The sequence below is a fragment of the Shewanella sp. KT0246 genome, from assembly GCF_019654955.1.
Taxonomy (GTDB): domain Bacteria; phylum Pseudomonadota; class Gammaproteobacteria; order Enterobacterales; family Shewanellaceae; genus Shewanella; species Shewanella goraebulensis.
The window spans coordinates 1-15,728 of the sequence record NZ_BPEV01000020.1; the positions used below are offsets into that span (position 1 = coordinate 1).

The 15,728-nt window shown below is 40.0% G+C and carries 14 protein-coding genes; all 14 read left to right on the forward strand.

The genetic code is table 11. From position 1 onward, the window contains the following. Nucleotides 1–326: 326 nt before the first annotated feature. Nucleotides 327–1,574, forward strand: coding sequence for a malic enzyme-like NAD(P)-binding protein (locus K5Q58_RS11415; protein ID WP_220754059.1), 1,248 nt, complete (start codon nucleotides 327–329; stop codon nucleotides 1,572–1,574). Nucleotides 1,575–1,776: 202 nt separating this feature from the next. Continuing rightward, nucleotides 1,777–3,663, forward strand: coding sequence for an RNase E specificity factor CsrD (gene csrD / locus K5Q58_RS11420; protein WP_220754060.1), 1,887 nt, complete (start codon nucleotides 1,777–1,779; stop codon nucleotides 3,661–3,663). 410 nt (nucleotides 3,664–4,073) lie between these two features. Further along, entirely contained in the window at nucleotides 4,074–5,003 is a 930-nt protein-coding gene (locus K5Q58_RS11425; protein WP_220754061.1) for a biogenesis protein MshI, read from the forward strand. After that, nucleotides 5,000–5,602, forward strand: coding sequence for a fimbrial assembly protein (locus K5Q58_RS11430; RefSeq protein WP_220754062.1), 603 nt, complete (start codon nucleotides 5,000–5,002; stop codon nucleotides 5,600–5,602). The genes K5Q58_RS11425 and K5Q58_RS11430 overlap by 4 nt, the downstream gene beginning before the upstream one ends. Next, nucleotides 5,599–6,249 carry an MSHA biogenesis protein MshJ gene (locus tag K5Q58_RS11435; protein ID WP_220754063.1) on the forward strand — a complete coding sequence of 217 codons (651 nt, stop codon included), beginning with the start codon at nucleotides 5,599–5,601 and terminating at the stop codon, nucleotides 6,247–6,249. The genes K5Q58_RS11430 and K5Q58_RS11435 overlap by 4 nt, the downstream gene beginning before the upstream one ends. Beyond that, nucleotides 6,236–6,556 (forward strand): MSHA biogenesis protein MshK, encoded by a 321-nt coding sequence (locus K5Q58_RS11440; RefSeq protein WP_374758499.1) that lies wholly within the window; start codon nucleotides 6,236–6,238, stop codon nucleotides 6,554–6,556. Before K5Q58_RS11435 ends, K5Q58_RS11440 begins: the two co-directional genes overlap by 14 nt. 13 nt (nucleotides 6,557–6,569) lie before the next feature. Next, nucleotides 6,570–8,246: a pilus (MSHA type) biogenesis protein MshL gene (gene mshL / locus K5Q58_RS11445; RefSeq protein WP_220754064.1), complete on the forward strand. Its 1,677-nt coding sequence runs from the start codon at nucleotides 6,570–6,572 to the stop codon at nucleotides 8,244–8,246. 24 nt (nucleotides 8,247–8,270) lie between these two features. Continuing rightward, nucleotides 8,271–9,203: an ExeA family protein gene (locus tag K5Q58_RS11450; RefSeq protein ID WP_220754065.1), complete on the forward strand. Its 933-nt coding sequence runs from the start codon at nucleotides 8,271–8,273 to the stop codon at nucleotides 9,201–9,203. Continuing rightward, nucleotides 9,200–10,636 carry a lipopolysaccharide assembly protein LapB gene (locus tag K5Q58_RS11455; RefSeq protein WP_220754066.1) on the forward strand — a complete coding sequence of 479 codons (1,437 nt, stop codon included), beginning with the start codon at nucleotides 9,200–9,202 and terminating at the stop codon, nucleotides 10,634–10,636. The genes K5Q58_RS11450 and K5Q58_RS11455 overlap by 4 nt, the downstream gene beginning before the upstream one ends. Continuing rightward, entirely contained in the window at nucleotides 10,633–12,387 is a 1,755-nt protein-coding gene (locus K5Q58_RS11460) for a GspE/PulE family protein (RefSeq protein ID WP_220754067.1), read from the forward strand. The genes K5Q58_RS11455 and K5Q58_RS11460 overlap by 4 nt, the downstream gene beginning before the upstream one ends. A 2-nt stretch (nucleotides 12,388–12,389) precedes the next feature. Further along, a complete protein-coding gene (locus K5Q58_RS11465) occupies nucleotides 12,390–13,604 on the forward strand; it encodes a type II secretion system F family protein (protein WP_220754068.1) in 1,215 nt (404 codons plus the stop codon). Between the two features lie 78 nt (nucleotides 13,605–13,682). Then, nucleotides 13,683–14,207 (forward strand): MSHA biogenesis protein MshF, encoded by a 525-nt coding sequence (locus tag K5Q58_RS11470; RefSeq protein WP_220754069.1) that lies wholly within the window; start codon nucleotides 13,683–13,685, stop codon nucleotides 14,205–14,207. 136 nt (nucleotides 14,208–14,343) lie between these two features. Continuing rightward, on the forward strand, nucleotides 14,344–14,949 hold the full coding sequence (locus K5Q58_RS11475) for a prepilin-type N-terminal cleavage/methylation domain-containing protein (RefSeq protein WP_220754070.1): 606 nt from the start codon (nucleotides 14,344–14,346) through the stop codon (nucleotides 14,947–14,949). A gap of 141 nt (nucleotides 14,950–15,090) precedes the next feature. Then, complete coding sequence (locus K5Q58_RS11480; RefSeq protein WP_220754071.1) at nucleotides 15,091–15,597, forward strand: prepilin-type N-terminal cleavage/methylation domain-containing protein; 507 nt, start codon at nucleotides 15,091–15,093, stop codon at nucleotides 15,595–15,597. The last annotated feature ends 131 nt before the right edge of the window (nucleotides 15,598–15,728 follow it).

A 15,728-nucleotide genomic window follows, 5' to 3' on the forward strand; every position in this document is an offset into this window, starting at 1 on the left:
TTACTGCTTAGGTTAATAATATTGTTATTTAGGCAAACTATTTGTAACTTTATGAAGCAATTTCCGCTTTTTTATGTCAAATCTTGTTATTTTTCTACAGTTTTAAGTCTTTGATTCTTATTGTGATGATTTATTTAAGCGCGATAAATTGTAACTTGATCAAATTATGATGATTAAAGATAACTTTTGTTAAATTTTCATTTATACTGCCTGCCAAAGCGCATAACAGCTCACTCTGATATTTATTCAGCAATTTGAATTATTGTGTGTTTTGACTGAATTTAACTTTATTTCGCCGTATAAATTGCCTCATTCAGGAACATAAAATGTCTGATTTCCGCCAGCAAGCTCTCGATTATCATGAATTTCCAATTGCAGGTAAAACTGCAGTTAGCCTTACTAAACCTGCTCAAACGAGTCATGACTTGTCGCTGGCCTATAGTCCTGGTGTTGCTGAGCCTGTAAGAGAGATCGCGGCCAATCCAGATGATGCTTACCGTTATACTAATAAAGGTAATACGGTTGCGGTAATATCAAATGGTACTGCTATTTTAGGTTTGGGTAACTTAGGTCCGTTAGCATCAAAACCTGTGATGGAAGGTAAAGCGTTATTGTTTAAGCGTTTTGCTAATATCGATTCAACAGATATTGAAGTAAAGCACAGAACCACCGCTGATTTTATTAATACTGTTGAGTCAATCGCTGATACGTTTGGCGGTATTAACCTTGAAGACATCAAAGCGCCAGAGTGTTTTGAAATTGAGCGTGAACTGATCGCTCGTTGTAATGTGCCGGTATTTCATGATGATCAGCATGGTACTGCGATTGTAACAACGGCAGGCATGATCAACGCTTTAGAAATCCAAGGTAAGAAAATTGAAGATGCTGTCTTTGTTTGTCTTGGCGCAGGTGCAGCGGCTATTGCTTGTATGACTATGATGGTTAAGTGCGGCGCACAGCGTGAAAACGTATACATGCTAGATAGGCAAGGCGTTATTCATACCCGTCGTGAGGACATTAATGAATATAAAGCTTTGTTTGCAAACAATACTGATAAGCGCACATTACAAGATGTGATTAAAGATGCAGATGCATTCTTAGGTTTATCGGGTGCTGACTTATTAACAGCTGAAGATATTGCATTAATGGCGCCAAACCCAGTTATTTTTGCTTGTTCAAACCCAGATCCAGAAATTAAGCCTGAGCTTGCTCATGCAACCCGTAGTGATTTGATCATGGGCACAGGTCGCAGTGACTACCCTAACCAAGTCAACAACGTACTTTGTTTCCCGTTTATCTTTAGAGGTGCATTAGATGTACGTGCTTCTGAAATCAACGATGAAATGAAAATTGCAGCGGTTAATGCATTAGCTGCGATTGCAAAAGAGCCAGTTCCAGCTGAAGTATTAGCAGCGTACCCAGACGTTAAATCAATGAGTTTTGGCCCTGAATATGTACTGCCTAAACCAATGGACCCTCGTTTATTGAAAAATATCGCTAGTGCGGTATCTCAAGCGGCCATTGATTCTGGTGTTGCTGTACTTAAGGCTGTGCCGACAGAATATAAGCTATAAACGATTATTGAAGCTAAACAGCTGGATATTGTTGAAAAAAAGGGCATTAGCCCTTTTTTTGTATCTAAAATAAAAACAACGCAGATAGAGTTTGCGTTTTGTTGGTTGCTACTGAATAATCGAGTTCAGTTAAGTGGATGTTATCGCTAGCCAATCGTTTAAAAAATGATAAACCGCATTGTGTTTTAGCAGGACGCTGATAATGAAATTAACCAAAATTTTGACAAAAAAATTGACCAGTTTTTGGTTATTGTCGCTGACAGCGGTTGGCGCTATCTTTTTTATCGGCGCTTTAGTGAGTTTTGTGCAACTGACATACAAATTTCAGCAGCAAAAAGTCACTCAGTTAGAGTCCATGTTGGTGGAACATTATCAATCAGATAGCCATTGGGATTTGCACGCATGGTTGCCACCCATTTTGATTGCTTACAATGCTAATTCATTCAAACTTACTCAAGGTGACGAAATAGTATTTGAATATTATTCACCTACACCACAAAACAATCCCACCCTATATAAACACACCATAGATACTAAAACAGATATTGCAATTGAGCTTAAATTGCCGCAACCGTATTTATTGCATCAATTGGGCTGGTATGAATATTTGATCTTGTTGGTATCGCTCATCGCTATAGTGTTATTTGTTCGCTATGGCTTGAGGTGGTTTACCCATGAGCTTGATGGTATCGAACAAATTGCCCTGCGCAGTAAACTGGTACTTGAAGGCGAACATACAGAAGCATTGAACTCTCCCGGTTCCGGCAGGCCGCGATTGATTAATCGTGCGATGACAAGACTGTTAGAGCAATTACAAGATGCGCAAAAGGAACGTGGTCGTTTCGATCAGTTTATTCGTTCAAAAACCTTTTTAGATCCCAGCACTCGTATTGGTAATCGCATTTTCTTTGAAAACCGTCTTGAAGCGTTAACTCATCATCACAGCATGATTGCCCATGGCGCAGTTATGCTGATTAATTTTGATGATTTAGATCTACTACAACAGCAAGAGGGTGATGAAGTTATCAATGAGCAATTAAATGATCTAGTGCAAGCCATCACTAAGTTACTGCAACCCTATGAGGATGCAGTTTTTGCTCGTTACGATTTTAATCAATTCGCGATTGTTGTGCCGCAATCATCACTGGCTGAAGCAGATAGTTTAGCCAACAAATTGCTTAAACTAGGGATTAGCCAATTAAAGAATCAATCAGATACTCAAGATAACTATGTGCACCTTGGCGCAGCTTTTTACAAAGCGGGAGATATGCAGGAGCAAGTGCTCGAAGAAGTTGAAATGGCACTGAAAGCGGCTCAACTGCAGCGCACCAATAATTGGTTTATGTACGATAAAGGCGCGGTCGATAAAGAGATTGCCAAGGGCTCCGTTCGTTGGAGAAGCTTCTTAGAAAATACTCTCGTTAATCGTCGTTTTGTGGCGATCACAGAAAATGTTATCGACAGTGATGGGCATGCTTGCCACAAAGAAGCTTTTAGTCGAGCCATTGATAATCAAGGCAATGAAATCAGAGCGACTTTGTTTATTCCCATGGCAAACAAGTGTGGCTTAATGCCTCAAGTTGAAAGGCAACTGATTGAGACTGTGTTATTTGAGCTGATGGCGAATAATCAAGAAAGCTTTAGTATCAATTTAAGTTATGACTCACTGACTAGTCGCGCCTTTATGCGTTGGTTAAGAACCACTTTAATGGAACACCGTCCGCTGGCATCTCGGCTTATTTTTGAAGTCTCAGAAGATATTGTTGTTAAGCACCAACAAGCATTGGTCGAAAATTTGAATCTGCTTCGCAAAATAGGAGCTAGGTTATGTGTCGATCATGTTGGGTTGCAAGTTGTTGGCACTCATTACATACAAGAGTGTCATTTTGATTTGGTGAAATTACATCGTTCAATCATCCATCAAATCCATCTTAAATCTGAGAATCAGCTGTTTATTCGAAGTTTGATTGGCGGGCTATATCGAGCTGAAGTTCAGGTCTTTGCTGAAGGCGTGACGAGTTTTGAAGAGTGGCAAACCCTGAAAATTTTAGGGGTGAGCGCAGCTCAAGGTGATTTTTTCAATCAGTAGCGGCTCCATACCATTCTATCTCTAAATACAACGACGCTATTAACTTGGTACGAGTTTTGTATTCTTTTTCTAACACGTCAACTTTATACAATTTAATAACCAACTACGTTAGTAAATTGCAAATTTGTTATGGGTGTGAATCTTGAGAATAAATAAATAACATTCTATCTTAAGTGTATACACTTTTTTTGATGTTATTTTTCTATAAAATTAAGTGATTAGCGGTTAATATGTCATATGATGTTTTTTTGACATGCTTTTTGATGTTAACTGTTCCTTATGTTACATGTTTGTTGGGGCTGGCTGTTTTATCATAGGTTGTATTGTTAAGTGGTTGTCACCTGATTTTGTCATTTGTATCGTCTCATATGTATTGTTTCTTCGCTGAATATCAAGGCACAGGTTTTTGAATGAATAATGGTTTTTTAAGTAAGTTAGCATTCTGGCGCCAAACTCAAGCATCTAGTGAACTTGGGTTATATATCAGTGCAGATTCAATTTATGTATATCAAGGTGAAATACAAGACAGCAGTAAACAAGTTTCTGATTCTGCACTCCAAAGCCACATAAAGTCTGAGTTTTCTGGGGTAACTAAAAAAATTGCTTTTAACGGTGAGGATTGGCTAGAAGCATTTGCTGAGATAAAAGGTATTTTCGGCAATGCAAAACTACAAATTGTATTGGGTGAGTCATTTTATCAACTCATTGTTGCTGATAAACCTAATGTCGAAGCAAACGAGCTTAACCAAGCCTTGTTGTGGTCAGTGAAAGATTTAGCCACTGAACCTGTTACTAATATTCAATTGGATTACTTTGAATCGTCGCTGACCAATACTGGCAAAATCAATGTAGTGGTTGCCAATAAAATGCAGCTCTCTGCCTTGGCTCAAGCCTGTGAACAACAAGGCTTTACCATTGAAGGGATCAGTGTTGAAGAGTTAGCTATGCCGCTGTTATTCGATGATGCTGCAACGCACATGGTTGTTAGCCATGTGCCAGAACATGACTTACTTCTGACGGTAGTGAAACAAGGTGAATTGCTGATGCAACGTCGAGTGAGGGGGTTTGCTCAAATCGACAAAGCGACTGCTGCAGATATTCAATATGGAATAGCGGATAACTTGAGCTTAGAAATACAAAGATCAATGGATTATTTCGAAAGCCAATTGCGACAAGCACCCGTTGGCTCGATTGACTTATTTTTAGATGGTGAATCAGAAACATTAGTCCCGTTAGTTTCGCAAAATTTTAATCAAAAAGTCATTACCACAGAGCATGATTCAGTGACTGAACACCTAGCATTTATGGCTTTCAAACAATTAACTGGAGGTGAAGCATGATAAAAACCACAGTTAACCTCTTTAGCGCTGACTTATTACCTGCAAAGCTGCGTCTGTCATTTCAAACATTGATGTTGATGGTTGGAGGATTAGTATTAATCAGTATTTTGAGTTGGTCGATTGGCTATTGGCTGGTTTCTAGTCTTGAAGCGGATATGGCGAAAGTGTCGGCTGAAAAATCACAGTTAGATATTCAAAAACAACAGCTTGAACAACAAATCGCTAATCGCGCACCTGATCCTGAACTGGTTACAAGGGTAGAACTAGAGCAGCAACGTTTAGAGTTAAAGAAGCTGTTATCAACGGAATTAAACCAACGGGATAATGTGATTAGTCGCGGTTATTCAAATTTATTAACTGATTTAGCCAGCGTATCAGATGGCTCTGTTTGGCTTAGCCGAATTGCTGTTAACGAACAACGTTTTGAGTTTGAAGGTTTTGGCGCGAAACCGCAGAGCATTCCTAAATGGGTCGAAGCATTAAAGCACACTGACACATTAAAAGGTTATGCCTTTGCAACAATGACGATGGACCGTGGTGAATCGCAACCACTGGCTTTTAAACTATCGAGTGCTCCAGAAGTGGAGGCTAAGCAATGAAACAGTTTTGGCACCAGTTAGAATCCAAATTTAATGTTCTTAGCCAGCGAGAGCGAGTTTTAATTTGTGTGGCAGCACTAGTGGTTATTGGCATGGTGGTTTATCTGCCTGTTGAAAGTGTTTTCAAAGAGAGGCAGAAACTGTCAAGACAGTTGGTTCAAATTGAAACTGAAAATAATGTATCAAGCCAACAAATTGATCTTTATCAGCAGCGCTTAGCAATGGATCCTAATACGGACTACCGAAATCGTTTGACCCATATCGAGCAACAAACACAATTAATTGATGCTGACTTAGATGCGCAGATGGTGTCTATGGTGCCCGCCAGTTATATGCCGACAGTGTTGACTAATTTACTTGGTAATGTGCAAGGGGTTAAGTTGCTTTCTTTTGGCTCTATCGCCCCGACGCCACTCTTACAGGTGGGTGAAGAACATAAAATGAACCTATACAGCCACGGGATTAAATTGACCCTTGAAGGTAGCTACTTTTCCATTCTTAAATTTGTTGAGTCAATAGAAGCGATGCCAGATAAATTATACTGGAAACGGCTTAATTATCATGTTGATAAACACCCTAATGCGACGGTTGAATTAGAGCTTTATACCTTGAGTATTAATAAGGAGTTTATCAGTGTTGCAGAATAAACCGATTTTTATACTCATATCATTGAGCTTGCTAGGGGCGAGCTTCTTAAGCCATAGCAAAGCATTAAGAGACCCAACTTTACCAGGTCAAGGCTATGTCACCGTGTCAGGGAACGCTGAACGAGCTGATTCATTAGTACTTAATAGTATTGTAAACAGCGCTAAGCCACATGCTGTCATTAATAACAAAATCTTATTCGTTGGCGATCGTATTGATGGGATAAGAATTGAATATATCGGAAAAAGCTACGTTAATTTGTCAGATGGACGAAAACTTAAGTTATTTCAATCGATAACAGAGCGATAGGACAAGAATAATAATGAATTTAATAAAATATATGACCCCTCTGCTATCTCTTTGTTTGCTTGGTTGTCAAACCACAGATAGACCAGATCCTACGACATCAAAAGCTGAATTGACTCAGTCTTTAGCTGAAGCACAAACTGCTCAAACTGTGGTACCGCCGCCAGCGCAAATGCCTGAAGAAGTGCTGCGTGAGTTAAACGGGTCAAGTTTATTAGGCAGTGCAAGTCCTGTTCTACCAAAAGAGCGCCGCTTTGATGTGTCAGCAAATGATGTCGAAGCAAAAGTGTTTTTTCCAAGTTTAGTCCAAGGTACACCGTTAAGTGTGGCAGTACATCCGGATGTAACGGGCACAATCTCAATCTCTTTGAATGGGGTAACGCTTTCGGAAGTGATTAAAGTTGTAGAAGATATCTATGGTTACGAAGTGAGCCGAGAAGGGCGTATTTTACGTATTTTCCCATCGGGCATGCGCACCGAAACTTATCCGCTGAATTATCTCTATATGGAGCGCGAAGGCTTGTCGCTTACTTCTGTCAGTTCCGGTCGTATTTCTGATGGTAACGATAACTCCAATTCGAATTCAAATAACAACTCTTCGAGTAATAGCAGCTCTAATAGCAATAATAATTCCAGTAACAGCAATAATAGCGATAACACCGATAATACTAATGGCACATTTATCCGCTCAACAACCAAAACCAATTTTTGGGGTGAGTTAGAAAAAACCTTAGTGTCCATTATTGGTAATACTGGCGGAGGTCGTCAGGTGGTTATTACACCACAAGCTGGTTTGGTAACAGTGCGTGCTTATCCTGATGAGTTACGCCAAGTCAGTACCTTTTTGACTAAAGCGGAAACTCATTTACAACGCCAAGTTATTTTAGAAGCTAAGATTCTTGAAGTGACACTTTCTGACGGTTATCAGCAAGGTATTCAGTGGGATAATGTGTTAGGTCATGCAGGTAGCACAGACATTAACTTTGGAACATCTCCAGGTTCAGGGTTAAGTGATCCAATTACAAATGTGATTGGTGGGGTGACTTCAATCAGCTTAACAGGTACCGACTTTAGTACCATGATTAGCTTATTGGATACTCAAGGCGACGTAGACGTGCTTTCTAGCCCGCGTGTTACAGCATCAAATAACCAAAAAGCAGTGATTAAAGTGGGTAATGATGAGTACTTTGTTACTGATGTGTCTTCGACAACTGTTGCAGGTACAACGCCAGTAACAACCCCACAAGTGGAACTAACGCCATTTTTCTCTGGTATTGCATTGGATGTGACGCCTCAAATTGATGCAGAAGGTAATGTGTTATTGCACGTGCATCCGTCAGTTATTGATGTTTCAGAGCAAGTTAAAGAAATTAAAGTGAGTGGTTCTAGCCTTGAATTACCATTAGCGCAGAGTGAGATCCGCGAATCAGATACTGTCATTAAAGCGTCTTCAGGCGACGTCGTTGTGATTGGTGGTTTGATGAAGAGTGAGAACATTGAAGCAATCTCGAAAGTCCCGTTACTGGGTGATATTCCTTTCTTAGGTGAGGCCTTTACTAATCGCAGCAAATCGACAGTTAAGACTGAGCTTATCATTATGCTAAAACCTACTGTAGTAGGCGCTGATACTTGGACTAATGAACTGCAACGTTCTAAAGACTTATTAGATCGTTGGTACCCTGAGCAGGAGTAACGGTTTACACCGTTAATTAATGCCATGTATCAGCAACATTTTGGGCTAGAGCAATTACCCTTTACGTTAACCCCAAATACGAAATTCTTTTTTGGGTTAACCCCTCATGTTGAGGCGCTTCAGGTATTGCAAACTGCCATCGAAAATGGCGAAGGCTTCATTAAGGTTACTGGTGAAGTAGGAACTGGCAAGACACTTATTTGTCGTAAATTGTTAAATGAATTACCTGATAATTACCAATGTGCTTATGTTCCCAACCCGTATCTTACCCCAGAAGAATTACGTTGGGCTTTAGCTACAGAGTTAGGTCTAGCATTAGAAGATAAACTTAATCAGCAACAGCTGACAGTTCTGATTCAGAACCGTTTATTGGAACTCAATACTCAAGGGTTAAAAGTCATTCTAGTGCTGGATGAGGCGCAAGCTTTACCGAACGAGAGCTTAGAAACATTAAGACTATTTACTAATTTAGAAACTGAAAGTACTAAATTAATTCAAGTTGTGTTATTTGGTCAGCCGGAACTTGATAACCGACTACAAGATAGAAAATTAAGACAATTAAAGCAGCGGATAACTTTTAGCTACAGTTTACGTCCTTTATTGTGGGATGAAATTCAAGCCTATATTGATTATCGCTTGGGTATTGCTGGTTATCAAGGTGAGTCCTTATTTAGTGATAAAGACATTCAGTTAGTATCAAAAGCGGCTAGAGGTATACCTCGTTTGGTTAATGTTATTGCCAATAAAGCCCTTTTATTATGTTTTGCTGAAGGTGGTAAGAAAGTACTTACGAAACATTGTAAAGCGGCCATCGTCGATACTGAAGATGCCGACCAAATACACATTAAAGATCAAAACATAGGATGGTTAACCGTTTTATTTATCATCGGCGCTTCACTGGTAATGCTATTGGTTATCGATGTTGACTGGTTATTGAAGTTAAGAGAGTCAATATGAGCGTGATTAATAAAGTATTAAAAGACCTTGATAAGCAGAAGAGTGCGACGACGCAAGATAGCGGCTCAGCTTCAAAAGCTAATACTGATTCATCTGCTGAAACTGGGTTTGTTAAGCCTGAAGTGCAGTTTATCAGCCAAGTGCAGTCGGATTCATCAGATGAGCACTCTCGTAAAGGTATTTATATCTCGATAGCTATGCTTATCGCGGTTGCTGTTTTTGCTGTGATGTTTTATCGCCAAGGTTTACAGCTTAAGAAGCTACAACCTTTAGCGGAAACTAAGCAAGCTAAAGCCGTCAACGTTAAACCTATTGACTCTAATGTTGTTCAAACGAGTAATACTGATTTGAGTCTAGATAACAATGCAGAATCTTTGCAGCTTGAAGTTAATGCAGACAGTCCTGAAGCTGTGACGTTTAGTGATTCAGCTAGTAATTCAAATAATCGTTTAGAAAGTGAATCTATTAGCGATGTAACGAGTCCTGAGGCGAGCAACATAGCCCTAACTGATAAGCCATTAAGTGAACAAAATGAACTGACTCAGGTATCCGAGATTAAAGGAACGGAGTTAACTGCAGCAGAGCCAAAAGCTCAATCACAGCCACGATTCCTTAAAGTTGACTCAAAAATGGCTGCAATCACTGAATCTACTGCATTGAAACCTTCAACGGCAAGTAATGATTCTTCTACGGTGCAAGTTAGGTTTTCGCAAAATACTCGTACATCAACGATTGTGGATGACGTGAAGTCGGAAGTGAAAACTGAATCGCAAAACAGTGTAATAAAGAGTTCTGAGTCAGGCGCCATTAAAAGCACAAAAGGTGCTATGGCAGTGAAAGAAGTGGTTTTGACTGATGCAGAACTTGCTCAAAAGAAATTTGAAATTGCTGAGGTTGCTGAGCAACAACAAAAAATTGATAAAGCAGTGAAATATTACTATGAAGCATTAATGCTCGATCCTGCAATGCACAAAGCGCGAAAGCAATTAGCTTCTTTATATTATGCTTTGAACAATTTAGGTCGAGCTGAGCAAATATTAGCCCAAGGAGTGGCTCAATTTCCTGAAGAAGTTGAATTAGCCATTTTAAAAGCCAAAGTTGAGAATGCATCATTTAGTCCGATTAAAGCCCTGACGACTCTTGATGGAGTTAGTGATAGCAGCGATTGGGCAAGAGATAAATGGATTTTACAAAGTGATATTGCGCAAAAGAATGGTCGCTTTGAACTTGCGGAATCAGCCTATCGTTCGCTAATCACCGTAGAGCCTTCGCAAGCGCGTTGGTGGATGGGCTTAGCTTATGCACTAGATTCACAACAGCAATATCCACAAGCTGCAGATGCGTATCGTAAAGCTTTGTCTTATCGGGGATTATCAACTGGCGCTATGACTTATATAGAACAACGATTGATTCAACTTGGAGGTAGCCAATGAAACCAAAATTGAAAATGCGTTTAGGCGATCTTCTCGTTCAAGAACTCATTATTACTGACGACCAATTAACCCAAGCATTATCTGAACAGCGAAACTCAGGTAAAAAACTGGGACGTACATTAATTGATTTACATTGCATTACTGAAGATCAGTTACTTAAGTTTTTATCCCAGCAGCTTAATTTACCTTACTTAGATATTAGTCGCCTGTCGATCCCATCAGAAGTGGTTAATTTAATCCCTGAGGTTCAGGCTAGGCGTTATCGCGCCCTTGTCGTAGAGGCTACTGCTGATACTGTTACTTTAGCAATGAGTGACCCTGCTGACTTGCAGGCCATCGATAATTTAGAAGTCTTTATTGCACCTAAAAAAATCACCATTGCGGTAACACCAGAGCAGCAGTTATTAGATGCGTTCGATAATTTGTATCGCCGTACTGGTGAAATAGCCAAAATTGCTGGGGAGTTAGAAGAAGAATACGCAGCTGATGATATGTTTGATTTGGCGAGTATTACTGACAGTGATAGCGATAATGAAACAACTGTTGTTAAGTTACTGCAATCTATTTTTGAAGATGCAGTGCAAATGCGGGCATCGGATATTCACATTGAACCGGGTGAAAAAGTATTAAGGATACGTCAGCGTATTGATGGCCAGTTGCATGAAAATACTCTTGATGAAGTGAACATTGCCTCGGCGTTAGTATTACGTTTAAAGCTGATGGCAGGACTGGATATTTCTGAAAAGCGTATGCCTCAAGATGGCCGTTTCCATATTGAAATTAAAGGTCATAAGATTGATATCCGTATGTCGACCATGCCAATTTATCATGGTGAGTCTGTGGTAATGCGTTTGCTGGATCAGTCAGCGGGTTTGTTAACGCTGAATGAAACCGGTATGCCAGATCATATTTTACAAAGGATCCGTAAGCAGATCAGGCGACCACATGGAATGCTATTAGTCACAGGGCCAACTGGTAGCGGTAAAACCACAACCTTATACGGCATTTTAAGTGAGCTTAATAAACCAGACACTAAAATTATCACCGTTGAAGATCCGGTTGAATATCAATTACCTCGTATTAACCAAGTACAAGTTAACCATAAGATTGGCTTGAATTTCTCTAATGTACTGAGAACGACATTACGACAAGATCCCGATATCATCATGGTTGGTGAGATGCGTGACCAAGAGACCGTTGAAATCGGTCTTCGAGGCGCACTAACTGGTCACTTTGTATTATCAACTCTACATACCAACGATGCCATTACCAGTGCGTTGCGTTTACTTGATATGGGCGCAGCAAGTTACCTTGTCGCGAGTGCACTGCGGGTTATTATTGCTCAGCGACTCGTGCGCCGGGTATGCCCAAATTGCATGACGAATCATCAACCTACTTCATCGGAACTCGCTTGGATTAATTCTATCGCTAAAAAAGATTTTGCCGCTGCAACTTATAAAATAGGTACAGGTTGTCAAAGTTGTAATGGTTCGGGGTATCGTGGTCGTATTGGTATTTTTGAAATCTTAGAGCTGGACGATGCCATGGTTGATGCTATGCGAACCGGCAACCCGCAAGATTTTGCTCATGCTGCTCAGCAAAGCCCCACATTTGTTCCCTTAGCTGATTCAGCCTTTGAGTATTTATATAACGGTATGACTACGATTGAGGAAGTGGCTAAATTAGTTGAAGATGTGAGTGAGCTGCCTAGTGCTGAAGTTATGTCTACTGATATAGCGACAGGGGGGTAATTATGCCGACTTACCAGTATCGAGGTCGAAATAATCAAGGCGCTGCGGTTGAAGCGTTTATTGAATCTGCCAATGAAAGCAGTGCTGCTGATGCATTGATGTCTCGCGGTATTATTCCTCTCGAACTGCGTGAAGTGAAGCAATCGCAACCTTTTAATTTGGGCAGTATTTTCGCAAGCAAAGTATCGCTAGAAGAGTTACAAATTTTCACTCGGCAAATGTATTCGTTAACACGCTCAGGCATTCCGATTTTAAGAGCCATTGCTGGGCTGGCTGAAACGACGCATTCTCAACGAATGAAAGATGCTTTGAATGATATTTCGGAGCAATTAACTTCAGGTCGACCGCTTTCTTCAGCTATGAATCAACATCAAGATGTATTTGATTCTTTGTTTATTTCAATGATTCATGTGGGAGAAAACACCGGTAAATTAGAAGATGCTTTTATTCAGTTGTCTGGCTATATAGAACGTGAGCAAGAAACTCGTCGCCGTATTAAGTCTGCGATGCGCTATCCCATTTTCGTTCTAATTGCGATTACTATTGCGATGGTGATATTGAATATCATGGTCATCCCCAAATTCGCTGATATGTTTTCCCGCTTTGGCGCTGACTTGCCATGGGCAACAAAAATATTGATGGCGACTTCTAGCTTATTTGTGAATTATTGGCATGTGATGTTGGTATCGCTGGTTGCTGCAATTGTTGGCGTACGTTATTGGCATCACACCGAAAAAGGTGAGCGGCAATGGGATAAGTGGAAGCTACATATACCAGCTGTAGGTTCTATTATCGAACGTTCAACATTGTCACGCTATTGCCGCAGCTTTTCTATGATGCTTGGCGCTGGAGTCCCCATGACTCAAGCATTAAGTTTGGTTGCTGACGCTGTTGATAATAGTTACATGCATGATCGTATTGTCGCAATGAGGCGGGGAATTGAATCGGGAGAGTCGATGCTTAGGGTATCGAATCAAAGTGCTTTGTTCACGCCATTAGTGTTGCAAATGGTCGCAGTTGGTGAAGAAACAGGCCAAATCGATCAATTACTCAATGACGCAGCAGACTTTTATGAAGGTGAAGTTGATTACGATTTAAAAAACTTAACCGCTAAGTTAGAGCCTATTTTAATTGGCTTTGTCGCTTGTATTGTTCTCATCTTAGCATTGGGTATTTATTTACCTATGTGGGACATGCTCAATGTTGTTAAAGGCTAAGGGACTCCGATTGAAGAGGTTAATCATGTTCTTGCCCAAGCAGCATATAGCAATGACTAGTGATGAGTTGATTGCATAATGCGAAAGCAACAGAAATCAGAAAGCGATCTACTCAAGACCTATGCACGTATAATTACTTTGATACTCGTATCAGTGGTCATGGCGATAATTGGGACTAAGCACTTTTCAAGTGTTGATAATATCGGCACCAAAAGTTTAGAACTAGAGCACAGTAGATTGTTGTATGTGTTAGCTATGGTAAAAAGTCAGTGGCTTAGTCAAGGTAGGCCTGATTCGCTCAAGTTAAGCTGGGCAGATACAGGGCGCGGGGCAGCAAGTAAACAACTTGAAGCTGATAATATCAACGCCAGTAAAAGTATCGTCCAAATGTCAGATGAAGGTTGGCCGTTGTTAAAAAGGGACTCGGTCGAAGGTTGTAAAGAGTTATGGCATCAGCTGATGGCAAGTGATTTGCATGACATAAAAGCTGAGGTGATATATCAAAATGAGACAAAAATTTGTCGTTTTGCAACTGAGCAAAGTGGCAGCATTAGTTATCAAACATCAACAGGTAGAGTGATATTTTTTGATAACAATAGCTAATATTTAATCAATACAAATGTTTAAATGTTTAAATGGTGCTAAAATTTATTTACACGATAGCTTTGGTTGAGTAACAATGGCCTTACAGCTGCAATTAAAGTCGGACAAGTGTAAGTCGCAATATAGGTAATTTATTATGAAATTAAAACAACAGGGCTTTTCGTTAATCGAATTAGTGATTGTTATCGTTATTCTTGGCTTATTAGCTGCGACAGCAATACCACGCTTTTTGAATGTCACTGAAGATGCACAAAATGCCAGTGTTGATGGGGTTGCTGGTGGGCTTGCTACTGCTGTAGGGTTTGTTCGAGCACAATGGGAAGTCGATGGTCGTCGTAACACTTCAGTTATTCTAGATGGTACTCAAGTGTCATTAGATACGCGTTTTGGCTTTCCTACTGGTAGTTCAAACAGTGATGCAACATCTATGACAAATCAATCGTGTCAGCAGGTTTTTGATAATGTACTGCAAAGCGCGCCAAGAAATGTATTGTTTAATGAAGATGCGAGAGATCAAAGATACACCGTCAGAATGTTAGAAGGCGTTGGTGGCGATACAACTGCCATTGACGGTACACAAGTGACAGGTATTGATTTGTGTGTTTATCATCAAGTGGCATCGTTAACATTAAATCAGAGCACAGGTGTTCCATCTCCATCTCCAGATTTATCAACAGCTGGTGCCAAGGGGGTGACTTACAACCCTGGCACAGGACAAGTGCTTAGTTTTAGTAACGACTAAACACGAGTAGAAGTAAAAACTGCAATATAGCAGTAGTAAGCGTTAAAGAATAACCACAAAATATGGAATATTGAGTGGGCATTTCACAAATGAACAGATGTACAACATTCACATATTTGATTTAAATAAAGGGTCTACATTATGCGTATCAAACAAAAGCAACAAGGTTTCACATTAATCGAGTTAGTTGTGGTCATCATTATTTTAGGTATTTTAGCGGTAACTGCAGCACCTAAATTTATTAACCTTCAAGGTGATGCATATGCATCAACACTTGATGGATTAAAGGCGTCACTTCAAGGTGCTAATACGCTTGTTTATTCTAAATCTGCTATTGCAGGGGAAGAAAAAGCAGATGATTCTACTGTGCAAATTGGAGCTACTGCTGCTGATACTGTAAAAATTGCTTACGGATATTTGCAAAATGATGCGACTTCTCTGGGAGATGCATTAGAGCTAGATACGACTAATGATTGGACTATCGTTGCGGGTGCCTCTTTAACTGATGCAACAGTATTGTATCAAACAAGTTCCCCTTATGATGATGGAACAGGATCAAATGCAGCAGCTGACTGCCACCTAGAGTATACTCCAGCAGATGCTATTGGAGAATTACCAACTTACGAAGTAAAAACAACTGATTGTTAATGCTATTCTCTAATTAAACCCGCTTTTTTGCGGGTTTTTTTATGCCTAAATATCAGTTATTAAAGCCTTTTGTGCCCTTGATAACACTCTGTGATTAACTGTTAGTGATAAAATTGTAAATATAAAGGGAT